The organism is Paraburkholderia sp. GAS41, assembly GCF_050436545.1.
GTDB lineage: Bacteria > Pseudomonadota > Gammaproteobacteria > Burkholderiales > Burkholderiaceae > Paraburkholderia.
This window is the reverse complement of record NZ_JBNDMK010000001.1, coordinates 150,501-172,744: the sequence shown is the minus strand read 5'-3', so window position 1 is coordinate 172,744 and position 22,244 is coordinate 150,501. Positions and strand designations below refer to the sequence as shown.

At 64.4% G+C, this 22,244-nt stretch carries 21 protein-coding genes; 12 read left to right on the top strand and 9 right to left on the bottom strand.

Annotated elements, in window-relative coordinates:
• The first annotated feature begins 313 nt into the window (after positions 1-313).
• The 6 genes from dapC (at position 314) to cls (ending at position 6,629) form a co-directional block, all read left to right on the top strand.
• On the top strand, positions 314-1,531 hold the full coding sequence (gene dapC, locus P3T43_RS00775; protein ID WP_429279121.1) for a succinyldiaminopimelate transaminase: 1,218 nt from the start codon (positions 314-316) through the stop codon (positions 1,529-1,531).
• A gap of 117 nt (positions 1,532-1,648) precedes the next feature.
• Entirely contained in the window at positions 1,649-2,476 is an 828-nt protein-coding gene (dapD, locus tag P3T43_RS00770; RefSeq protein WP_429279120.1) for a 2,3,4,5-tetrahydropyridine-2,6-dicarboxylate N-succinyltransferase, read from the top strand.
• Complete coding sequence (locus tag P3T43_RS00765) at positions 2,476-2,841, top strand: ArsC family reductase (protein WP_429279119.1); 366 nt, start codon at positions 2,476-2,478, stop codon at positions 2,839-2,841. Before dapD ends, P3T43_RS00765 begins: the two co-directional genes overlap by 1 nt.
• Before the next feature lie 91 nt (positions 2,842-2,932).
• The gene (gene dapE / locus P3T43_RS00760) at positions 2,933-4,072 is read left to right on the top strand and encodes a succinyl-diaminopimelate desuccinylase (RefSeq protein WP_429279118.1); all 1,140 of its coding nucleotides are present in this window, start codon (positions 2,933-2,935) and stop codon (positions 4,070-4,072) included.
• Positions 4,073-4,100: 28 nt separating this feature from the next.
• Positions 4,101-4,985 (top strand): 50S ribosomal protein L3 N(5)-glutamine methyltransferase, encoded by an 885-nt coding sequence (gene prmB, locus P3T43_RS00755; RefSeq protein WP_429279117.1) that lies wholly within the window; start codon positions 4,101-4,103, stop codon positions 4,983-4,985.
• Between the two features lie 204 nt (positions 4,986-5,189).
• Positions 5,190-6,629: a cardiolipin synthase gene (gene cls, locus P3T43_RS00750; RefSeq protein ID WP_429279576.1), complete on the top strand. Its 1,440-nt coding sequence runs from the start codon at positions 5,190-5,192 to the stop codon at positions 6,627-6,629.
• 102 nt (positions 6,630-6,731) lie between these two features.
• Here the strand turns inward: cls and P3T43_RS00745 are convergent, their stop codons facing one another.
• Positions 6,732-7,211 (bottom strand): glutathione peroxidase, encoded by a 480-nt coding sequence (locus P3T43_RS00745; RefSeq protein ID WP_429279116.1) that lies wholly within the window; start codon positions 7,209-7,211, stop codon positions 6,732-6,734.
• 145 nt (positions 7,212-7,356) lie between these two features.
• Between P3T43_RS00745 and P3T43_RS00740 the strand changes: the two genes are divergently transcribed.
• Both P3T43_RS00740 and P3T43_RS00735 read left to right on the top strand, forming a co-directional pair.
• Positions 7,357-9,306 carry an ATP-binding cassette domain-containing protein gene (locus tag P3T43_RS00740; protein ID WP_429279115.1) on the top strand — a complete coding sequence of 650 codons (1,950 nt, stop codon included), beginning with the start codon at positions 7,357-7,359 and terminating at the stop codon, positions 9,304-9,306.
• A gap of 90 nt (positions 9,307-9,396) precedes the next feature.
• Positions 9,397-10,452: a CaiB/BaiF CoA transferase family protein gene (locus tag P3T43_RS00735; RefSeq protein ID WP_429279575.1), complete on the top strand. Its 1,056-nt coding sequence runs from the start codon at positions 9,397-9,399 to the stop codon at positions 10,450-10,452.
• Between the two features lie 82 nt (positions 10,453-10,534).
• On the opposite strand, the gene P3T43_RS00730 is transcribed toward P3T43_RS00735, so the two are convergent.
• From P3T43_RS00730 to alr, 3 genes are all read right to left on the bottom strand, one after another.
• Entirely contained in the window at positions 10,535-10,798 is a 264-nt protein-coding gene (locus P3T43_RS00730; RefSeq protein ID WP_429279114.1) for a DUF2866 domain-containing protein, read from the bottom strand.
• A gap of 141 nt (positions 10,799-10,939) precedes the next feature.
• The gene (gene radA / locus P3T43_RS00725) at positions 10,940-12,316 is read right to left on the bottom strand and encodes a DNA repair protein RadA (RefSeq protein WP_429279113.1); all 1,377 of its coding nucleotides are present in this window, start codon (positions 12,314-12,316) and stop codon (positions 10,940-10,942) included.
• A 138-nt stretch (positions 12,317-12,454) separates the two neighbouring features.
• Complete coding sequence (alr, locus tag P3T43_RS00720) at positions 12,455-13,525, bottom strand: alanine racemase (RefSeq protein ID WP_429279112.1); 1,071 nt, start codon at positions 13,523-13,525, stop codon at positions 12,455-12,457.
• Positions 13,526-13,743: 218 nt separating this feature from the next.
• On the opposite strand from alr, the gene lplT reads away from it, so the two are divergent.
• Together lplT and thiD are read left to right on the top strand one after the other, a co-directional pair.
• Positions 13,744-15,051: a lysophospholipid transporter LplT gene (gene lplT, locus P3T43_RS00715; RefSeq protein ID WP_429279111.1), complete on the top strand. Its 1,308-nt coding sequence runs from the start codon at positions 13,744-13,746 to the stop codon at positions 15,049-15,051.
• A 102-nt stretch (positions 15,052-15,153) separates the two neighbouring features.
• The gene (thiD, locus tag P3T43_RS00710) at positions 15,154-15,960 is read left to right on the top strand and encodes a bifunctional hydroxymethylpyrimidine kinase/phosphomethylpyrimidine kinase (RefSeq protein WP_429279110.1); all 807 of its coding nucleotides are present in this window, start codon (positions 15,154-15,156) and stop codon (positions 15,958-15,960) included.
• Positions 15,961-16,036: 76 nt separating this feature from the next.
• On the opposite strand, the gene P3T43_RS00705 is transcribed toward thiD, so the two are convergent.
• From P3T43_RS00705 to tsaB, 4 genes are read right to left on the bottom strand one after another with little or no spacing between them, the layout of a single operon-like run.
• Positions 16,037-17,014, bottom strand: a complete 978-nt coding sequence (locus tag P3T43_RS00705; protein WP_429279109.1) for a DUF1853 family protein — start codon at positions 17,012-17,014, stop codon at positions 16,037-16,039.
• Positions 17,014-18,057: a uracil-DNA glycosylase family protein gene (locus P3T43_RS00700; protein ID WP_429279108.1), complete on the bottom strand. Its 1,044-nt coding sequence runs from the start codon at positions 18,055-18,057 to the stop codon at positions 17,014-17,016. Before P3T43_RS00700 ends, P3T43_RS00705 begins: the two co-directional genes overlap by 1 nt.
• Positions 18,044-18,538 (bottom strand): ribosomal protein S18-alanine N-acetyltransferase, encoded by a 495-nt coding sequence (gene rimI / locus P3T43_RS00695; protein ID WP_429279107.1) that lies wholly within the window; start codon positions 18,536-18,538, stop codon positions 18,044-18,046. The genes P3T43_RS00700 and rimI overlap by 14 nt, the downstream gene beginning before the upstream one ends.
• The gene (gene tsaB / locus P3T43_RS00690) at positions 18,535-19,332 is read right to left on the bottom strand and encodes a tRNA (adenosine(37)-N6)-threonylcarbamoyltransferase complex dimerization subunit type 1 TsaB (protein ID WP_429279106.1); all 798 of its coding nucleotides are present in this window, start codon (positions 19,330-19,332) and stop codon (positions 18,535-18,537) included. The genes rimI and tsaB overlap by 4 nt, the downstream gene beginning before the upstream one ends.
• Positions 19,333-19,529: 197 nt before the next feature.
• Between tsaB and P3T43_RS00685 the strand changes: the two genes are divergently transcribed.
• On the top strand, positions 19,530-19,799 hold the full coding sequence (locus P3T43_RS00685; RefSeq protein ID WP_429267558.1) for an acyl-CoA-binding protein: 270 nt from the start codon (positions 19,530-19,532) through the stop codon (positions 19,797-19,799).
• A 121-nt stretch (positions 19,800-19,920) separates the two neighbouring features.
• Here P3T43_RS00685 and P3T43_RS00680 read toward each other — a convergent pair whose 3' ends face one another.
• A complete protein-coding gene (locus P3T43_RS00680; protein WP_429279105.1) occupies positions 19,921-20,217 on the bottom strand; it encodes a hypothetical protein in 297 nt (98 codons plus the stop codon).
• Between P3T43_RS00680 and P3T43_RS00675 the strand changes: the two genes are divergently transcribed.
• On the top strand, positions 20,216-21,856 hold the full coding sequence (locus tag P3T43_RS00675) for a DEAD/DEAH box helicase (protein WP_429279104.1): 1,641 nt from the start codon (positions 20,216-20,218) through the stop codon (positions 21,854-21,856). The two genes, P3T43_RS00680 and P3T43_RS00675, sit on opposite strands and share 2 nt — an antisense overlap.
• Positions 21,857-22,244 lie beyond the last annotated feature (388 nt).

Below are 22,244 nucleotides of genomic sequence, written 5' to 3'. Positions count from 1 at the left end.
CTGTTCATCGCCCGGCGCTCCAGCTTCCGAACGTGCCAGCCGGACAAGGGCCGTCAGCGCGGCGCCCACCCCTGTCCGTTTTAACCTCGACTACCACCTGCATTACGTCTCCAATTGCATTTGCGTGCGCCCGGCTGCGTGGCCGTCCAAACCCTGCGGCGCGCTGCATGCGCCCGGCCCGCGAGGGCGTGCGCCACGTTATAATTACCGGTCCGCCGCGGGTGCCGCTCAATCACCGTACCACACTGATTGCCGCCCCCGTGCGTGCCCGTCTGCTGTCTCTGCCCGTCTTCGATCAGGCCCGATCCGCCAAGTGAACCCGCTACTCGACTCCCTCCAGACCTATCCCTTCGAAAAGCTGCGCGTGCTTTTCAAGGACGTTACGCCACCCGCCGTCCTGCCGCACGTCAGCTTCGGCATCGGCGAGCCGAAACATCCGACCCCGGCGCTGATCCGCGACGCCGTGATCGCCTCGCTCGGCGGCCTGGCCTCGTATCCGGCCACGCTGGGCTCACTGGCGCTGCGCGAGTCGATTGCCAGCTGGGTCACGAAGCGCTACAACCTGCCGCCGGTCGATCCCGCCACCGAGGTGTTGCCGGTCGCCGGCTCCCGCGAGGCGCTCTTTGCGCTCGCGCAAACGGTGATCGATCCACGGCCAAACGCTGCGGGCGAGGCCGCGATCGTACTCTGCCCGAACCCGTTCTACCAGATCTACGAAGGCGCCGCGCTGCTCGCAGGAGCCCAGCCGTATTTCGTCAATAGCGATCCGGCCCGCAATTTCGCCTGTGACTACGCCGCGATTCCCGCCGATATCTGGGCGCGCACCCAACTGCTCTATGTCTGCTCGCCGGGCAATCCGACCGGCGCCGTGCTGACGCTCGAAGACTGGCGCGAACTGTTCGCGTTGTCCGACCGCTATGGTTTCGTGATCGCCTCCGACGAGTGCTACTCGGAAATCTATTTCGACGAGGCGAAGCCGCCACTCGGCGGCCTCGAAGCCGCGCATCGACTCGGCCGCAACTTCGAGCGGCTCGTCATGCTTTCGAGCCTGTCGAAGCGGTCGAACGTGCCGGGCATGCGCTCGGGCTTCGTGGCGGGCGACCCGGCCATCCTCAAGCAATTCCTGCTTTACCGCACGTACCACGGTGCCGCCTTGTCCACGGTGTACCAGGCTGCGAGCATCGCGGCGTGGAACGACGAGACGCATGTGCGCGAGAACCGCGCGAAGTACGTGCAGAAGTTTGCCACCGTCACGCCGATGCTCGCCGAGGTGCTCGACGTGCGTCTGCCGGACGCCGCCTTTTATCTGTGGGCCGACCTGTCGCGCACCGGCCTGTCGGATACCGAGTTCGCCCAGCGTCTCTACGCCGACTATAATGTGACGGTTCTGCCAGGCTCGTATCTCGCGCGTACTGCGCACGGTACGAACCCCGGCCGCAATTTCGTGCGCCTCGCGCTCGTCGCCGATGTCGACGAATGCACCGAGGGCGCCCAGCGGATCGTCGACTTTTGCCGGGCGCTCGAGCGCTGAGCGCGTCCGGGCGCCGCCCCGCTTTTTCAGGCTTTCGCCCGGTTGCGCCGCTTTTCACCGCTCGTCGCCGCGCGTCATCGCTTCTCACCCTTTTTCACTCTTTCTCTACTCACGAATATGTCGCAACAACTTCAGCAGATCATCGATAACGCCTGGGAAAACCGCGCCGAGCTGTCGCCGAAGGCCGCCCCCGCCGAAGTGCGTGAGGCCGTCGCGCACGCCATCGAACAGCTCGACAAGGGGGCCCTGCGCGTCGCCGAGAAGAAAGAGGGCGACTGGGTCGTAAATCAATGGCTGAAGAAAGCCGTGCTGCTGTCGTTCCGCCTCGAAGACAACGCGCCGATGCCGGCCGGTGGTTACTCACAGTTCTACGACAAGGTGCCCTCGAAGTTCGCCAGTTACACGGCCGAAGACTTCGCCGCCGGCGGCTTCCGCGTGGTGCCGCCCGCCATCGCGCGGCGCGGTTCGTTCATTGCGAAGAACGTCGTGCTGATGCCGTCGTACACCAACATCGGCGCGTATGTCGACGAAGGCACGATGGTCGACACGTGGGCCACCGTCGGCTCGTGCGCGCAGATCGGCAAGAACGTGCACCTCTCGGGCGGCGTGGGCATCGGCGGCGTGCTGGAGCCGTTGCAGGCCAATCCGGTCATCATTGAAGACAACTGCTTCATCGGCGCGCGTTCGGAAGTTGTCGAAGGCGTGATCGTCGAAGAAAACTCGGTGATCTCGATGGGCGTATACCTCGGCCAGAGCACCAAGATCTATGACCGCGAAACGGGCACGGTCACGTACGGCCGCATCCCCGCCGGTTCGGTGGTGGTGGCGGGCAACCTGCCGTCCAAGGACGGCTCGCATAGCCTGTACTGCGCTGTGATCGTCAAGAAGGTCGACGCGAAAACGCGCGCCAAGGTCGGTCTCAACGAGTTGCTGCGAGGCGACTGATGGCACGCGCCAACAAGACCGTCGTCTACGGAATTCCGAACTGCGACACCGTGAAGAAGGCCCGTGTGTGGCTGGAAGAACACGGCGTCGAGTTCGAGTTTCACGATTTCAAGAAGGCTGGCGTCACCGCGCCGCTCGTGCAGGACTGGCTCAAGGACGTCAAGCTCGACGCCCTGCTGAACCGGCGCGGCACGACCTGGCGCGGCCTGTCCGACGACATGAAGGCGGCCGCGGACTCGGAGTCGGGTGCGATTGCGTTGATGATCCACAAGCCTTCGGTCATCAAGCGGCCCGTGGTGGTGGTCAACGGGCGGGTCAAGACGCTCGGTTTTTCTGTTGAAGACTACGAAGCGCTGTTCGCCTGAGCGTCGCTGCGTGCATTAGAAGCTGTTGCCGGCTGCGGTGCTTCACCTGCAGCCGGCATTTTTTCATTTCAAAGTGGCTTGTACTGAATCCATGTCCGGCACCCTTGCCCTTACCGAACAACTGATCGCGCGCGCCTCCGTTACGCCTGACGACCAGCATTGCCAGCGCATCCTGATCGAACGCCTCGGGGCGCTCGGCTTTGAATGCGAGACCATCGAATCGCACGGCGTGACCAACCTGTGGGCCGTCAAACGCGGCGTCGACGGCACGCGCGGCAAACTGCTCGTGTTCGCCGGCCACACCGACGTGGTGCCGACCGGTCCGCTCGAACAATGGAGTTCGCCGCCCTTCGAGCCGACCCATCGGGACGGCCTGCTGTACGGACGCGGCGCGGCCGACATGAAGACCTCGATTGCCGGCTTCGTGGTGGCCAGCGAAGAGTTCGTGGCGGCCCATCCGGCCCATCGCGGCTCGCTCGCCTTCCTCATCACGAGCGACGAGGAAGGCCCCGCCACCGACGGCACCGTGAAGGTCGTCGAAGCGCTGAAGGCGCGCGGCGAGCGGCTCGATTACTGCATCGTCGGCGAGCCGACATCGAGCGTGCAGTTTGGCGACATGGTGAAGAACGGCCGGCGCGGTTCGATGTCCGGCAAGCTCACCGTCAAGGGCGTGCAAGGCCATATCGCCTATCCGCATCTGGCGAAGAATCCGGTGCATCTGCTGGCGCCCGCGCTGGCCGAACTCGTCAACGAACGCTGGGACGACGGCAACGAATACTTCCCGCCCACCACCTGGCAGGTGTCGAACATTCACAGCGGCACGGGCGCAAGCAACGTGATTCCGGGCCATGCCGACGTGCTGTTCAACTTCCGGTTCTCGACAGCGAGTACGGTTGAAGGTCTGCAAAGCCGCGTGCGGGCGATTCTCGACAAACACGAACTCGAATACGATCTGCAGTGGTCGGTTAGCGGCCTGCCGTTCCTCACGCCGCGTGGCGATCTGTCGAACGCGCTAGCCAAAGCGATCAAGGACGAAACCGGCGTGACGGCCGAACTGTCGACCACCGGCGGCACCTCCGACGGCCGCTTCATTGCGCGCATCTGCGAACAGGTGGTCGAATTCGGCCCGCTGAACGCGAGCATCCACAAGATCGACGAGCATATCGACGTCACCCATATCGAGCCGCTCAAGAACGTGTACCGCCGCGTGCTCGAACAACTGGTCGCTTAACTGAAGCCCGCCAAGGACACCCCTCTCGATGACGCTCCCCTTCTCCACCGTCCGCGACGTGCTGCGTTTCGCAGTGACGCGCTTTAACCAGGCCGAGCTCTCGTTCGGCCATGTCTCGGCCAACGCTTACGACGAAGCCGCCTACCTGGTGCTGCATACGCTGCATCTGCCGCTGGACCTGCTCGAACCGTTTTTCGATGCGAAGCTGACCGCGGCCGAGATCGACGCGGTATTGAACGTGATCGAGCGCCGCGCGACCGAACGCGTCCCGGCGGCCTACATCACGCAGGAAGCGTGGATGCATGGTTTCCGCTTTCACGTCGACGAACGCGTGATCGTGCCGCGCTCGTTCATTGGTGAGTTGCTGCAGGACGGCCTGCAACCGTATGTTGAGGATCCCGAACAGGTCGGCGCCGTGCTCGAACTGTGCACTGGCTCCGGTTGCCTCGCGATTCTCGCCGCGCACGCGTTCCCGAACGCGGATATCGATGCGGTCGATCTGTCGAAGCCGGCGCTCGAAGTCGCGACCCGCAACGTCGACGAGTACAAGCTCGACGAGCGTATTGCGCTGTTCGAGGGCGACCTGTTCGCGCCGCTGCCCGAACGCCGCTACGACGTCATCATCACCAACCCGCCGTACGTCAATGCGGAGTCGATGACCACGCTGCCGGCCGAGTACCGGCATGAGCCGGAGATGGCGCTGGCGGGCGGCGCGGATGGTATGGATATCGTGCGCCGGATCATCTCGCAGGCCCGTAACTGGCTAACCGACGATGGCGTGCTGGTGGTCGAGATCGGCAACGAGCGCGCCAATGTCGAAGCGGCGTTTGGCGGTCTGGACCTCGTGTGGCTGTCGACCAGCGCGGGCGACGACAACGTGTTCCTGATTCAGGCGGCGGATCTGCCGGGTTGATCTGCCGGTTGATTTGCCGGCGCCAACACTTGATTCACCGCCGCCCGCCGGCGCATCTCCACCCCCGTTGCCAATGCAACGAAATGCGAAGAATCTGCCGAACCCGACCGCAAGACAAACGGGTTCGGTAAGATGAGCGCGATTGGCTTCTTTGCCGCCCCAGCGGGCTGCGAAGAAGTGCATCAGGAAATCCTTCGCGCGCCTATGCAATTCGACTTCCTTCATATCGCCCCGCTCGTCGCCCTCGCCCATCTGCTCGGCGTGATTGCGGCGTGCCATGCCATTCTGAACACGCGCACCTCCCAGGGCGCAGTCGCATGGGCGGTATCGCTGGTGGCCATGCCCTATCTGACGGTGGTGCCGTATCTGTTCCTCGGCCGCAGCAAGTTTCGGGGCTACGCCGACGCGCGCCGTATCGAGAATGAATCGTTGCGCACGCAAGCGCATCCCCAAGCGTGGGACCAACACGCTTCCTCGGCCGGCCACCCTACCGAGGAACTCGGCCAGCAGCTCGTGCGCTCGCTAACGCATCTGGGCGGCATGCCCTTCCTGCCGGGCAATACCGTGCGCACGCTGGTGAACGGCGAAGCCACTTTCGCCGCGATCCTCGACGCGATCGACCAGGCACGCCGTTACATCATCGTGCAGTTCTTTATCGTGCGCGATGACGCGCTCGGCGCAATGCTCAAAGACGCGCTGATCGCCAAAGCCGCGCAAGGCGTGCGCATCTATTTTCTCTACGACAGCATCGGCAGTTTCGACCTGCCGCACCGTTACGTGACGGCACTGCGCACGGCCGGCGTCGAAGTGCATCCCTTCGCCACGCATCGGCGCTTCGTCAACCGCTTCCAGCTCAACTTTCGCAATCACCGCAAGATCGTTTCGGTGGACGGCGAGCGGGCGTTCGTCGGCGGCCATAACGTCGGGGTGGAGTATCTCGGCGCCAAACCGCCGCTCTCGCCGTGGCGCGACACGCACATTGAAGTGCGCGGACCGGTCGTCGCGAGCATTCAGTTCGTCTTCACCGAGGACTGGTACTGGGCCACCCAGACGCTACCGCCGTTCGAGATGCCGGCGTATGAACCGCACGGCGAAGGCATGCATTGCATCGTCATGCCGACGGGCCCCGCCGACAAGCAGGAGACCTGTTCGCTGTTCTTCGTCGAGGCGATCAATGCGGCGCGCGAACGCATCTGGATCACCACGCCGTATCTCGTGCCCGACGAAGCCGTGTTTTCCGCACTGCGTCTGGCGGTGCTGCGCGGCGTTGACGTGCGCATCCTGATTCCGAGCCGCCGCGACCATTACGTGGTGTTCGAAGCGTCGAAACTTTACGCTTACGACTCGGTGCGCGCGGGCATCCGCATTTTCCGCTACCGGCCGGGCTTCCTGCATCAGAAGGTCATCCTGATCGACAGCGTGGCTGCCGCCGTGGGTAGCGCGAATCTCGACAACCGTTCGTTCCGGCTGAACTTCGAGATCATGGTGCTGACCGTGGACGCCGGCTTTGCCGCTGAAGTCGAAGCCATGCTGGTGCGGGACTTCGCAGAAGCGTACGAGATCGACCGCAACGAGTACCGGCAGGCGCCGGCGCTCCGGCGAGTGGCCATGCACGTGGCCCGGTTGTTTTCGCCGATTCTTTAGGCGCGGGTTTGATGCTCGCCGCGCCAGCAGCCTTCGCCAGCCGCCCTTGGCTGCCCCACGCCCATCCTTGGCTCCGGCAGCCCAGAGCGCCACTCCAAGCGCCTACAACTGCTTCTCGATATCACCAACAATCGCGTCGGGCTTCGTCACCGGCGCATAGCGTTTGAGGACCGTGCCGTCGCGTCCCACCAGAAACTTGGTGAAATTCCACTTGATGCCCTCGAGCCCGAGCAGCCCCGGCGCTTCTCCGGTCAGATAGCGGTACAAGGGATGCGCATTTGCGCCGTTCACGTCGATCTTCTCGAACATCGGAAAGCTCACGCCGAAGTTCTTCTCGCAAAAGCTGCCAATCTGGGTTGCGTCACCCGGTTCCTGCTTGCCGAACTGGTTGCACGGAAAACCGAGTACCACGAAATCACGCCCTTTGTAAGCCTCGTATAGCTTCTGCAGACCGGCATATTGCGGGGTGAAACCGCATTCGCTCGCCGTGTTGACGATCAGCAGCACCTTGCCGCGGTACTGTTCCAGACTGACTTCCTCGCCGCCGAGCGTGCGCGCCGAGAACGAATAAATCGATGTCATAGGTCTTGTCTCCGGTCCCATGCAACATGTTTGCTGAAAGGCGCCAGTCTAAGCGAAAAGGCCGCCCGGCACACTTGGCCGAATGGCCGATCCCGGCCAGCGCTCCAGCAGTCTAAAATAGCGTTTTTTCCAGGCCGGCCTCTTTGTGATCCGCTTTAACCAGTTCAGTCTCGCGCGCGGCACCAAGCCGCTCTTCGAACAAACCACCTTCACCCTGAACCCCGGCGAGAAAGCCGGGCTGGTCGGAGCGAATGGCGCGGGCAAGTCGACCCTGTTCGCCGTGCTGCTCGGCGAACTGCACTCGGACGCCGGCGATTTTTCGATGCCACCGTCGTGGCAGATCGCCCATGTGGCGCAGGAAACGCCTGCGGTCGACAAGACCGCGCTCGCCTACACGCTCGACGGCGACGCTGCGTTGCGGGCCATCGAAAGGGCCATTGCCGAGGCTTCGGCCGCCCATGACGGCGCCGCCGAAGGCGAAGCCCACGCAGCCTTTGCCGACGCCGACGGCTACACCGCCCCGGCGCGCGCGGAAGCGCTGCTGCTCGGCCTCGGCTTTACGCTCGAGCAGACGCGTCTGCCGGTGGCGAGTTTCTCCGGCGGCTGGCGCATGCGGTTGAATCTCGCCCAGGCCCTGATGTGCCGCTCCGACCTGCTGCTGCTCGACGAGCCCACCAACCACCTGGACCTCGACGCCATTGTCTGGCTCGAAGACTGGCTGAACCGCTATCCGGGCACGCTGGTCGTGATCTCGCACGACCGCGAGTTTCTTGATTCGGTCTGCAACGTCACGCTGCATCTGGAGCACCAGCAGATCAAGCGTTACGGCGGTAACTATTCGCAGTTCGAAATCCTTCGCGCGCAGCAGATCGCCCTGCAACAAAGCGCGTATGAAAAGCAGCAGCGCACGGTCGAACATCTGCAAAGCTACATCAACCGTTTCAAGGCGCAGGCCACCAAGGCACGCCAGGCACAAAGCCGGGTCAAGGCGCTCGAAAAGATGGAGCTGATCGCGCCCGCTCATGCGTCGTCGCCCTTCACGTTCGAATTCCGTACGCCGGACTCCGCGCCCAACCCGATGATGGTGATGGAAGGCGTGCGCTGCGGCTATCGCAGCGAAAGCGGCGAGATCCCGATCGTCGAACACGTCAACCTGTCGATCCAGAACGGCCAGCGCATCGGCCTGCTGGGCGCGAACGGCCAGGGCAAGTCCACGCTCATCAAGACGCTCGCCGGCACGCTCGAACCGCTCGGCGGCAGCGTCCGCGAAGGCAAGGGGCTGCGGATCGGCTACTTCGCGCAGCATCAGCTCGAAACGCTGCGTCCGCAAGACTCGGCGTTGCAACATCTGACGCGGCTCGCGCCGGACACGCGGGAGCAGGAACTGCGCGATTACCTCGGCGGCTTCAACTTCTCCGGCGAAATGGCGACCGCTGCGATCGCACCGTTCTCGGGCGGTGAAAAAGCACGCCTCGCGCTCGCGCTGGTGATCTGGCAAAAGCCGAATCTGCTCCTGCTCGACGAGCCGACCAACCACCTAGATCTCGAAACCCGCCACGCGCTGACCATGGCGCTTGCCCAATTCGAAGGCACGCTGATTCTCGTCTCGCACGACCGCCATCTGCTGCGTGCCACCACCGACCAGTTCATGCTGGTGGCCAAACACCAGTTGCAACCGTTCGACGGCGACCTCGACGATTACCGCGACTGGCTTCTGCAGCACGCCGCCGATCAGCGCGCCGCGCAGAAGGCCGGCGCGGCCAACGCGGGGAGCGGCAGCAATAGCGGCAGCGCCGAAGACAATGCCGCGAGCCGCAAGGAACAGCGTCGTCAGGACGCGGAGACGCGCCAGAAACTCGCGCATCTGAAAAAGCCGCTGCAGAGCCGCATCAACAAGATCGAAAAGGAAATGGACACGCTGAATGCGGAAAAAGCGACGCTGGATGCATTTATTGCGGATTCCGCCAGTTACGATCCGGAACTGAAGACCAAACTGACGGAGGCAATTCGCCGTCAGGCAGATGTGAATGCGCGGCTGGAAGCCCTCGAAGCCGACTGGCTCGACACGCATGAGGAGCTGGAACAGATCGGATAGCCGTGCCGGATACGGGCCGCTCGAGCGCTTCGACACGGTCCGCCGTTTTCCACCCTGAGAGAGAGGTTGGCTTTGACGTCTCCCGCTGCATTGCAAGGTCTGCGCGTACTCGATCTGACGCGCCTGTTGCCCGGCCCCGTCGCGGCTCTGCGCCTCGCGGAAATGGGCGCGGACGTCCTGAAGATCGAAGCGCCCGGCGCCGGCGACCCGACCCGTACCATGCTGCAGGCATCCAGCGATCGCGTCGCCGGCCGCCCCGGCGTCTTCTACCGGATGGTCAACCGCGGCAAGCGCGAGACCCGGCTCGATCTCAAATCGGAAGCGGGACGCACGGTACTGCGTGCGCTGGCGCGGGAAACCGACGTGCTGATCGAGAGTTTCCGGCCTGGCGTGATGGACCGGCTCGGCATCGGCTACGAAACCCTCAGCGCGCTCAATCCGAAACTCGTCTATTGCGCAATCAGCGGCTATGGTTCAACCGGCCCGTTCGCCGGACACGCCGGACACGACCTGAACTACATCGCCTACGCGGGCGTGCTCGAACAACTCGCCAATCGTGACGGCGCGCCGATCCTGCCGAACTTCCAGATTGCCGATCTGCTGGGCGGCGCCGCCAGCGCGGTCGCGCAGATTCTCGCCGCGCTGTGGCAAGTCGCGCGCGGCGGCAACGGCCGCTTCGTCGACGTTTCCATGACGCACGCCAGCCACGCGAACAATTTCGTAGCCCAGGTCTCGCTCGCCAACGACGGCGCCGCGCCGTCCGCCGGCGACGGTCTGCTGAACGGCGGCGTGGCCTGCTACAACCTCTACCGTACGCAGGATGGACGTTGGCTCGCGGTTGCGGCACTCGAACTCAAATTCTGGGAAACGCTATGTCATTCGCTCGACCGCCCGGAATGGGCCTTCCGGCACTGGAGCGTCGGACAGGCAATCGGCGGCCCCGATGCCGTCGCGTTGACGCAGGACCTTGCCGGCCTGATTGCGAGCCGGCCACTGGAAGACTGGGTGCGCTTGCTGGAACCGCTCGATTGCTGCGTGTCGCCAGTATTGACGGCCGCGGAAGCGGCGCAGCATCCGCTCTTCAACGCGCATGCCGATCTCGGCGAGACCGAAGCACCGGACGAAGCAGACGGTCTGACGCAGTAGAACGCATGGCCAGCGGATCAGCCTGCCGCAGCAAGCCACGCCCATGACGGCGGCAGGATGGCCGGCCTGCAGGCAGGCGACCCTAACGCCGTGGCAGCGTCTGCCGCGGCGCGCTTTCGTCGTCGTACAACATGTATTTACGACCTTCGACGTGGCGGTCGATGGTGGCACGCACTTCATCCGCCGTCACGTTTTCAGCGACGACGCGACGCGAGATCTGGCCAGTGGTATCGATCCACTCGACGATCCGGCACGCTCCGCCCCACGGCTGGCGGATGGGCTCGGAGACGCGGCAGCCGCGCACCTGCATCGGACGCTCGGTGAGGGTTTCATGAGACTGTTTCAAGGCGCGATCCTTTTCCGCTTGAGAGGGATGGCAGACCCGCCCAGCTTAGGGAATACGCGCGTTGCGTGGGTTACAGGCGCGGCCACGTTATTTACGGAGCATTACGCAGCCAGCGCTGTCTAAATGGGCCGCAAAGTGCGCCTACTCGAGGGTCCTGATCCGGTCGATCGCCTGTTCGAGCCGGTCGACAGCAATGACCTCCAGGCCGTCGATAGGCTGCTTCGGCGCATTCGCCTTGGGAATCAGCGCGATCGAGAAGCCCAGCTTGGCGGCTTCCTTGAGCCGGTCCTGGCCGCGCGGCGACGGGCGGATTTCGCCTGCCAGCCCCACTTCGCCGAACACGATCAGCCCCTTCGGCAGCGCCTTGTTACGCATCGACGAGTGGATCGCGAGCAGCACCGCGAGGTCGGCGGCCGGCTCGGTGATCTTGACCCCGCCCACGGCATTCAGAAACACGTCCTGATCGAAGCAGGCGATGCCGGCGTGCCGGTGCAGCACCGCGAGCAGCATCGCCAGGCGGTTCTGTTCGAGTCCCACCGCCAGACGCCGCGGATTCGGCACGTTGGCGGCATCCACCAGCGCCTGCACTTCGACCAGCAAGGGCCGCGAACCCTCCTGTGTCACCAGCACGCACGAGCCCGGCACGATCTGCTCATGCTGCGAGAGAAATAGCGCCGACGGGTTGGCCACGCCACGCAGACCCCGCTCGGTCATCGCGAACACGCCCAGTTCGTTGACCGCGCCGAAACGGTTCTTGAACGCCCGCACCAGGCGGAACGACGAGTGCGTGTCGCCTTCGAAATACAGCACCGTATCGACGATATGCTCGAGCACGCGCGGGCCGGCCAGATTGCCTTCCTTGGTCACGTGGCCGACCATGATGATCGCGGTGCCCGACTGCTTGGCGATGCGCGTCAGTTGCGCCGCGCACTCGCGCACCTGGGCCACTGAACCGGGCGCCGAGGTCAGCGCCTCGGAATAGACCGTCTGGATCGAGTCGATCACCGCCACGTCGGGCCGTTCGCTCTCGATCGTCGCCTGGATTTTTTCAAGCTGGATTTCGGCGAGAAGCCTGAGTTCGCTCGCCTTGGAACCCGTGTCGAGCAGCGACAGCCGTTGCGCCCGCAAGGCAATCTGCGCCGCCGATTCCTCGCCGCTGATATACAGCGCGCGCCGCTCCTGGGCGATTTCCCCGAGCGACTGGAGCAGCAGCGTCGATTTGCCGATCCCCGGATCGCCGCCGATCAGCACCACGCCGCCCGGCACCAGCCCGCCGCCCAGCACGCGATCGAATTCGCTGACGCCGGTGGAAAAGCGCGGCACATCCGACGCTTCGATATCCGCGAGGCGCTGTACCGGTGCGCTCTTCGCAAGCGATTGAAAACGGTGCGCGGACGGCGATTCGGCCACCGTCTCCACCAACGTGTTCCACGCCTGACATGCCGGGCACTGCCCCTGCCACTTGGGTGCCTGCCCGCCACATTCGGTGCAGGTGTACATCGTCTTCTGTTTAGCCACGCGCCCTTGCCTGTTATTTGTATGCGGTGTGATCGTCTGGTTTGATATATGACCGTACGGCACGCCGAACCCTGACCGCGACGTCCGTTCAACGTCCGTTCGACGCCCATTCGACGCCGAATCAGCCCTGGTTCAGCGCTATTCGGCGCGCACCGGCACGCGCGGCGCCACCGCGCACATCAGCTCGTAGCCGATCGTGCCGCAGGCCTGCGCCACGTCGTCAATGGGCAGTGTGTTGCCCCACAATTCGACGCGCGAGCCGATATTGGCCGTCGGACAGGGCGTCAGATCGACCGTCAGCATGTCCATCGACACCCGGCCGACGATCCGCGTACGCACGCCATCGACGATCACCGGCGTGCCTTCCGGCGCGACTCGCGGATAGCCGTCCGCATAGCCACATGCCACCACGCCAATTCGCATCGGGCCGCGCGCCCTGAAGGTCGAGCCGTATCCCACGGTCTGACCCTCGGCGATGTTCTGCACCGCGATCAACTCCGAGGCAAGCGTCATGGCCGGCTGCAGGCCCGTGCCGTCGATTGCGCCCCGGTCGCCCGACGGCGACGCGCCGTACAGGATGATGCCCGGGCGCACCCAGTCAAAATGCGACGCCGGGTGCCACAGCGTGGCCGCCGAATTGGCGAGGCTGCGCGCCCCCGCGATGCCCTGCGCGCCGCGCTCAAAGGTTTCCATCTGCCAGGCGACGCCCCGCTCGCCATCCGCGTCCGAGAAATGCGTCATCAGCGTGATCTGGCCGACGCCCTGACAGGCACGCGCGCGTTCCCACGCCGCCCGGAAGCGCTCCGGCGTGTAGCCGAGGCGGTTCATGCCGGTATTCATCTTCAGCTGGATATTGACCGGCTTCGACAGGCGCGCCATTTCCAGCATGCGCAACTGTTCGTCCGAATGCAGCGCCGTGCTCAGGCTGTAGCGGTCGATCACGTCGATATCCGTCGGACGGAAAAAGCCTTCCAGCAACAAAATCGGCCCGGCCCAACCCAATTCACGCAACTTCACGGCTTCTTCGAGGTCCAGCAAGCCAAAGCCGTCGGTTGCGCGCAGCCCGGGAAATACACGGGCAAGGCCATGCCCATAGGCATTGGCCTTCACGACGGCCCAGATTTTAGAGGTACGGGCGTAACGGCGGGCGACAGCGAGATTGTTGGCGAGTGCAGCGGTGTGAATCGTGGCTGAGAGGGGGCGCGGCATGGGAAGTTTTCGTAAAGACGCTTGTGAATCAGGAGCTTACAGTGCGTTTTCAGTGCTCAGCAGCCCACTGGGCGGTGCGATCAAGGATTCTGCTAGTCCGAATCCAGCTATTTTCGTGATATAAAGCCGTGCGCACAACCCATTTCGAACGGAATAAGCCCGGACGCCTTGCACACGGCCGGGGCGGACGGACCGCAGCGAGGACAGCATCGCATCAGATGAAAAAAGGTTTTTACACCATCATGGCCGCGCAGTTTTTTTCGTCGCTGGCCGACAATGCGCTTCTGATCGCTGCGATTGCACTGCTGAAAGACCTCCACGCCCCGAACTGGATGACACCGCTGCTCAAGCTGTTCTTTGTGCTGTCGTACGTCGTTCTCGCTGCCTTTGTCGGCGCCTTTGCCGACTCCCGTCCGAAAGGACGCGTGATGTTCGTCACCAACACCATCAAGGTGGTCGGCTGCTTCACGATGCTGGTCGGCGCGCATCCGCTGATTGCGTACGGCATTGTCGGCTTCGGCGCCGCCGCGTATTCCCCTGCCAAGTACGGCATCCTTACCGAACTGCTGCCGCCTGACCGGCTCGTCGCGGCGAACGGCTGGATCGAAGGCACGACCGTCGGTTCGATCATTCTCGGCACCGTATTAGGCGGTGCGCTGATCAGCCCGCATATCGCGTCGCACATCCTCAGGCACCATATTCCCACCGTCGACACGCCGGCCGAAGCGGCGATGCTCGTCATCATGGCAATCTATGTGATTGCCGCGCTTTTCAATCTGCGTATTCCCGATACCGGCGCGCGCTATCCGAAACAGGAACGCGGCCCGATCAAGCTCGTCACCGATTTTGCGGACTGCTTCCTGATTCTCTGGCGCGACAAGCTCGGCCAGATCTCGCTCGCCGTCACGACGCTCTTCTGGGGCGCCGGCGCCACCTTGCAGTTCATCGTGCTGAAATGGGCGGAAGTCTCGCTCGGCATGTCGCTCTCGGAAGGCGCGATCCTGCAGGCGATCGTGGCCGTCGGCGTGGCCGCGGGGGCGATCTTCGCCGCTTCGCGCATACCGCTCAAGAAGTCGCTCTCGGTGCTGCCGGTCGGCATCATGATGGGCATCGCAGTGATGCTGATGGCGTTCTACACGCGATCGCTGTTTCCCGCGCATTGGGGCCTGCACATCGGCCACGTGCGAGTGTCGGGCTATCTGATCTTCGCTTACCTGTTCCTGATGATCGTCGGCGGCTTGTCCGGATTTTTCGTCGTCCCGATGAATGCGTTGCTGCAGCATCGCGGCCACGTGCTGCTGTCGGCGGGACACTCGATCGCCGTGCAGAACTTTAACGAGAACCTTTCGGTGCTCGTGATGCTGTGTCTTTACGCGGTGCTGGTGTGGCTCGATGTGCCGGTATCGGCCGTAATCGTGCTGTTCGGCACCTTCGTTTGCGTGATGATGTGGTTCGTGATGCGGCGCCACCAGGCCAACCAGCGCGCGTTCGATTCGGTCGCCCTGATCGGCGAAGTGAAACACTGACGCACCTGTTCGACGCGCTACGCTAGCGCACGCTTGCGACGAAGCCGATTGCCGCATGCGGGATGCGCGTCGCACCCGCGCTTCTTTCTTTGCAGCCTCTCCATGACACAACCGATTCCCAACGTCCTGACGATCGCCGGTTCCGACTCCGGCGGCGGTGCCGGCATTCAGGCCGACCTCAAGGCCTTTTCGGCGCTCGGCGCGTATGGCGCGAGCGTCATTACCGCGTTGACGGCCCAGAACACGCGCGGCGTCACGGCGATTCATACGCCCGAGCCGGCCTTTATCACCGCGCAGCTCGACGCGGTGTTCGACGATATCCGTATCGATGCGGTGAAGATCGGCATGCTGGCCAATGCGCAGGTCGCACGCGCCGTCGCTGACGCGCTGCGGCGTTACCGGCCGAAGCACGTCGTGCTCGATACGGTGATGATCTCCAAGAGCAATCACGCGCTGCTCGCACCCGACGCGGTGGCCGTGGTGCGCGACGAGTTGCTGCCGCTCGCCGACCTCCTGACACCGAACCTGCCGGAAGCGGCCGCGCTGCTGGGCGTCGCGCCCGCCACTGACGAGGCCGGCATGATCGAACAAGGTGAAGCCTTGCGCGCACTCGGCGCGCGTGCCGTGCTGATGAAAGGCGGCCACCTCGCCGCCGCCGACAGTCCCGACTGGCTCGTGCAGGACAGCGGCACGTTGCGTCTGTACGCAGCGCGCGTGCCGGTGAAGAACACGCATGGCACGGGCTGCACACTGTCGTCGTCGATTGCAGCGCTGATTCCGCAACGCGCGGATCTGGCGAGCGCAGTCACCGATGCCAAAACTTATCTGACTGGTGCGCTGCAGACGAGCGATCAACTCGACGTCGGTCATGGCGTCGGGCCGGTGCATCATTTTTATCGCTGGTGGTGAAACGCGTGGTGGCTGGTTTGAGTGATCTGGGCTAACGGCCAGCGACCCGCTACGCGCGCGTCCCAGCGCATGACGTTCACTGCCGCGCGAACGCCTGCGCTTTCTCCGGCCAGCCGTTCGGCACGATAAAGCCGCGTGAGCGCTCGACCCAACGGCTGGCATCGTCGAGATAAAAAGCCGCCACCATGGTCGGGCCGTTTTGATGCGCGACGCGCTCGCTCAAGATGTCCGCAGCGACGAACTCGATACCCGCAATTTCCGCCGCCCCCGCTACATGCCGGCGCGGCGCGAGCCATTCGAGCCGCGGCAACACCCGCCATGCCTGTGCATGTCCAGCGGCAAAAGCCGGCCAGTCCGTGCGTGTGACCCACCAGCCGCGCGCATGGGCCGGATCGATTTCGGCGGGATCGCCCGTCGTCTCACTGTGCGGGTAGAACAGCCAGCCCTTGATGAACATCTGCGGCTCCCACGGCCCCGCATGTCCCAGCGTGGCGAATTCCTCGCGGGCGCTGAGCGGCAACTGATGATCGAGCACGTGGGTCAGTTTCAGATCGAAGCGGTCCTGCAGATTGGGGCCGACGTAATCGGCCAGTAGCGCTCGTCCCGCGCCGGCGTGCAGATAGCATTTGACGGCCAGTTCCCAATGCAGACGCCGCCCTGCCTGAGTCTGCACCAGAAAATCGCATTCACCCAGAGTCAGCCCCGCGCGCCGCAGCGGCACATTCGCCGCGATGAGACGCGCCGCTGGACCATGCTGCAGAAACCACCCGAGCAGCCATTCCGCGTAACGGCCAAGACGCGTGATGCGCGCCGCCGTGAGTTCGCGGTTCAGTTCAGCGGGATCGGCGTCCAGTGCGAACAGCCAGGCGAGTGTCGCGGCGCGCTCGTGTTCCGTCTCGAACGCGCTTGCCAGCATCCCGACCGGTGGTTGCGCATGCAACAGATCGGCACTGAACAGCAACCATGCGAGATCGCGCACCGCCGGCTCGCGCAGCGCTTCCCAGTGTGCGAGCGGCACAGCGGCGGGCGACGCTGCCGGCCCTTGCGCGCTCATTAGCCGGCCGCCGCGCCCGCGTCCGTGTCCGCCTTCAGCCAGGTATCGCGCGCGAGACACAGATCGGTCCACGCCTTGGCCTTGTCGGGCAAACTGCGCAGCAAATAGGCCGGGTGATAGGTGACGATGACCGGCACGCCTTCATAAGCGTGCACGCGGCCACGCAGTGACGAGATGCTCGCGTCGGTTTTCAGCAGGCTCTGCGCGGCGAAACGGCCCAGCGCGACGATCAGCTTCGGTTTGACGAGCGCGACCTGACGCTGCAAATACGGCTCGCAGCGCGCGACTTCATCCGGCTCAGGATTGCGGTTGCCCGGTGGCCGGCATTTGATGACGTTGGCGATGTAGACGTTAGTGTCGCGCGCGAGCGTCAGCGAGCGCAGCATGTTGTCGAGCAGCTTGCCGGCCTGGCCGACAAACGGCTCGCCCTGACGATCCTCGTTTTCGCCGGGCGCCTCGCCGATCAGCATCCAGTCGGCCTGGCGATCGCCGACACCGAACACCGTGTTGGTCCGCTTCTCGCACAGGCGGCAGCGCTCGCAGGCGGCCACGCGTTCGGCGAGGGCATCCCAGTCGAGGGTCTGGAGCGACGCTTCAACGGGCTCGACCGGGACTGCGCGCGCGTCTGCCGGCGCATGAGCCGGCAGGTCGTCGAACCAGGCGAAATCGTCGTCGGGCGGCGGCGTGGCGCTGGAGGGTTCGGCGGGGGTTGAGCGCGTTGGCGGCGTCGGCCGGGAAGCCGGCGCGGCGGAGGTTGGCTGCGTCGGCGCCGTGGCCCGGGAGTTTTCGGCGGGGGTTGGCTGCGTCGGCAGCGTGGGGCGGGAAGCCGGCGCACGGCCGCCTTCCGCGTGTGGCGGCGTGGCGCGCTTGCGCTCGTCATCACCCGGCGCGGCGGACGCATGTGGCGCACCAGCGCCGCCACTGACCGTCTCAAGCGCCACAGCCGAAGCCGCAGCCTCGCCGGCAGCCTCCTGCCCCATCCCGCGCCTTACCCACCTCGGCGCGAGGCCCAATTCTTCCCATACAGACTCATGCAGCGCCATCTGCGCCCTCCCTGGCAAACGAAAAACGCATCACGATGGCGTCCTCCCGGCTGCGATGTCGCGCCGGATAGTAGTTCTTGCGACGGCCTATCGAAGCAAAGCCGAAGCGTTCATAAAGCCGGATGGCCCGATGATTCGACGGCCGCACTTCGAGCAACAGCCCGTCGAGTTTCTCATTGCGCGTCACGCGTACCGCTTCGCGCAGCAGCGACAGGCCAGCGCCCGCGCCCTGCGCGAGGGGCGCCACGCAGAGATTCAGCAGATGCATTTCGTCGACGACCGGCATCAGCACGCAGTAGCCGATCAAGGTGCCGCTCACGTGGCGCAGGCAGATGCCGAAATAGCCGTTGCGCAGCGAGTCCTCGAAATTGCCGCGGCTCCACGGAAACTCATAGGCCGCTTTCTCGATGATCGCGACCTCGTCGAGATCCCCTTCGGTCATTGGCGACATGTAGCGGTCCGCCAGCAACACGCCGCTCATTGTCCGCCCTCACCCTGAGGTCCGGCGTGGGCCGCAGCCTTGACGGCCTTCTCAGCCATGCGTTCCGCCGTGGTTTGGGCCACCTTGTCGCGCACGTATTCGGGCGCGGCAAGTTCAGCCGGTACGGTACGCCCGGCGCGCAGTGCACGCAGCGCCGCAAAAGCCAGCGGCAACGCGTGCGGCAGCGCTTCGCCGTCGACAGCCTGCGCCACCGCGCTGGCTGCCAGCCGCGCACCGAACACGGCAGCGGCATTTCCAGCCAGCGTAAACGGCACGTCCGGCAGGCTCAGCCGGTCCGGCGCACTGAGCGAGGCCGGTTGGACGGTGCGCCATTCGCGGGCGGCTTCATCCCACGCAAAGTCGGCCCAATAGACTTCGTCCATACGGGCGTCGAGTGCCGCCACGACACGCCGGACCGCGGGATCGCGCAGACGCACGCTCTCGGCGCAGGCGAGCAGCGTGCCGATCGGCACGACCGGGCAATTCAGGCCGAAGGCGAGTCCCTGTGCCACGCCGGTTGCCGTGCGCAGACCGGTGAACGAGCCGGGACCGGCACCGAACGCGATCGCGTCGCAATCGGCCAGCGCGAGGCCGGCTTCGTCGAACAGTTCGCGAATCGCCGGCAACAGGCGCGTGCTGGAGACGGCGCCCGTCGCTTCGTGACGCACCCAGGTGCGCGGATCGTCAGATGTGGCGGAGGCAGAAGCGCCCGCTGCGACGGGCGCGGCGGACAGAAGCGCCACCGAGCAGAATTCGGTCGACGTATCGAGGGCAAGCAGCACAGTTCGGGTCATGCCCGCTATTGTAATGCGACGCCCCGCTTTGCCGGACACCCAGCGCACTGCCGACGCGCGGGACGCCGCTCGCAACATGACCGGCCGCGCGGCTCACCGGCGTCGTTTGGAAGGATCGTTCGGGCCTGCTTCGACCCACCGAAGGAGCGCGCTTGTTATGATCGTCGACCCAATCCTGAAATTGCCACGGAGAAAACATGAGCGACGTCGACGCGCAATTCGCAAAAGCCCACGAAGAGGTGCAACAACTGCCGGAACGCCCGGGCAACCTGACGCTGCTGCGTCTGTATGCGCTCTACAAGCAGTCCACCAAGGGCGACGTGCACGGCGACAAGCCGGGCTTCACGGACATCGTCGGTAAATACAAGTACGACGCCTGGGCAGCGCTCAAGGGCACCTCGCAGGACGCCGCCAAGCAGCAATATGTCGAACTGGTCGAATCGCTAAAAAGCGGCGCCTCAGCTTAAGACTGGCGCACAAACTAGCTGACAACGACGTTTTGCTTCACGGAAATGTCTTAATTGTGGCGCGGTGCAGCAAAAGCCTATACAATGCTGCCTGCGCTTCACTGCTTTGCCCGGCTTTCTTCTAGCGGCCTTTGCGGCGCAGCGCCTCGTAGCGTTTTGCTCCAATCCAGTTTAGAACCTGTCCCCTCCTGCCTAGCCCCCTACGGGCGATCATGTACCAGGCTGGCGGCACGCCGTGTTGGCATGTCGCAACCGATACAGCTTCTAACAAAAAGCTCGCCTTGACTGTCGCGAGCTGCCCCCGTTTTTCGATTTGCTCGCTGCTTCTTTGCTCGCTGAATCCGACGACTTGGGTATGCCGATTGGCGCCGACGTATTTATTCCGTGCATCACCCAGGATCGTTTCAAGGATTCTCATGACTTCGAGCAATACCCCCAGCAGCCCGTTGAACGCCATCGCCGACCAAGCCCTCGGTCTCGCCGACGCACCGGTACAAGCCGCAGCAGTTGCTGCAGCACCGGCAGCCGTTGCCGCTGAAGCCGCCGCACCGGCCGGCCCGTCGTTCGCGTCGCTCGGTCTGTCCCCGGATGTCGTTTCCGCGCTGACCGCCGCTGGCTACCAGACTCCGACTCCGGTTCAGCAACGCGCAATCCCCGCCGGCATCGCCGGTCGCGATCTGATGGTCTCGAGCCCCACGGGTTCGGGCAAGACCGCCGCGTTCATGCTGCCGGCCATCGAGCGTTTCTCGCAACTGCAAAAGGCGCAAGCCAGCCAACCGCGCGAACCGCGTCCGGCTGACGGCGCCCGCACCCGTCGTCCGCAACCGGTTGCCCGTCCGACCATGCTGGTCCTGACGCCGACCCGCGAACTCGCGATGCAGGTCACGACCGCCGCTGCCACGTACGGCAAGCATCTCAAGCGCCTGCGCACCGTCAGCATTCTCGGTGGCGTGGCGTACGGTCAACAGCTGATGCTGCTGGCCAAGAACCCGGAAATCCTGGTGGCCACGCCGGGCCGTCTGATCGACCATCTGGAACGCGGCCGTATCGACCTGTCGCAACTGCAGATCCTCGTGCTCGACGAAGCTGACCGTATGCTGGACATGGGCTTCATCGAAGACATCGAAACGATCGTCGCCGCGACGCCGGCCACGCGTCAAACCATGCTGTTCTCGGCTACGCTCGACGGCAAGATCAGCTCGCTGACTGGCCGCCTGCTGAAGGATCCGGAACGTATCGAGATCGTCCAGCGCATGGAGCAGCGCACCAACATCGCGCAAACCGTCCACTACGTCGACGACCGCGATCACAAGGACCGTCTGCTCGACCATCTGCTGCGCGGCGAAGGCCTCGATCAGGCTATCGTCTTCACCGCAACCAAGATGGACGCGGACCAACTGGCCGGCCGTCTGGCCGATGCTGGTTTCGAATCGGCCGCCCTGCACGGCGACCTGCCGCAAGGCGCACGTAACCGCACGATCCGCGCCCTGCGCGAGCGCCGTGTGCGCGTGCTGGTGGCAACGGACGTGGCCGCTCGCGGTATCGACATCCCCGGCATCACGCACGTGTTCAACTACGATCTGCCGAAGTTCGCTGAAGACTACGTGCACCGTATCGGCCGTACCGGCCGTGCTGGCCGCTCGGGCATCGCCGTGAGCCTCGTGCATCACGCCGAGCAAGGCGCGTTGAAGCGCATCGAACGTTTCGTGCGTACTCCGCTGCCGGTCAACGTCGTCGAAGGCTTCGAACCGCGCAAATCGGCTCCGTCGGGCAATGGCCGTCCGGGCTTTGGCGGCCGTGGCCGTCCGGGCGGTGGCAATGGCGGCGGTGGCCGTCGCTTCGGTAGCGGCAGCGGGGCTGGCAAGCCGGCCGGAAGCGGTAACGGCGGCGGCGCGCGCAGCGGTAGCGGCAACGGCGGCGGCTGGGCCGGTAAGTCGGCTGGCGGCGGCTCGCGTGAAGGCTACAGCGGCTCGCGTGAAGGCTACGGCGGCTCGCGTGACGGTGGCTACGGCGCGCGCCGCAGCGACGGTCCGCGTACGCCGCGTCGCGGCAGCTAATAGGCAGCCAGCCAGGCCATGGGCAGCATCAAGCCCTGCCTGGCGGTTATCGGGACCCTAAGCAGATCCGGATAGCCAGCAGCTAGCTCAAAGACGACCACGGGCGGCCTCGGCCATCCGCATATCAGAAGAAACCGGTGCTCATGCACCGGTTTTTTTTCGTCCGCAGCGGGTCGCACACAATATTTCACGATATGAAAAATTTTTTTGCCTCGTAAAAAATCGTGTTGCGTGGCACAACGAGCCTCGTTGCAGCAGGGGAAATAGCATTTCTCAATGCGGAACAACGCCAATAAACCGTTGATTTAAAACACATAAAAATCCGACGCAATGCGTAGCAGGTGTCTATTGCGCGACCCTCGATTTGCCTAGACTCTTATACAAGACT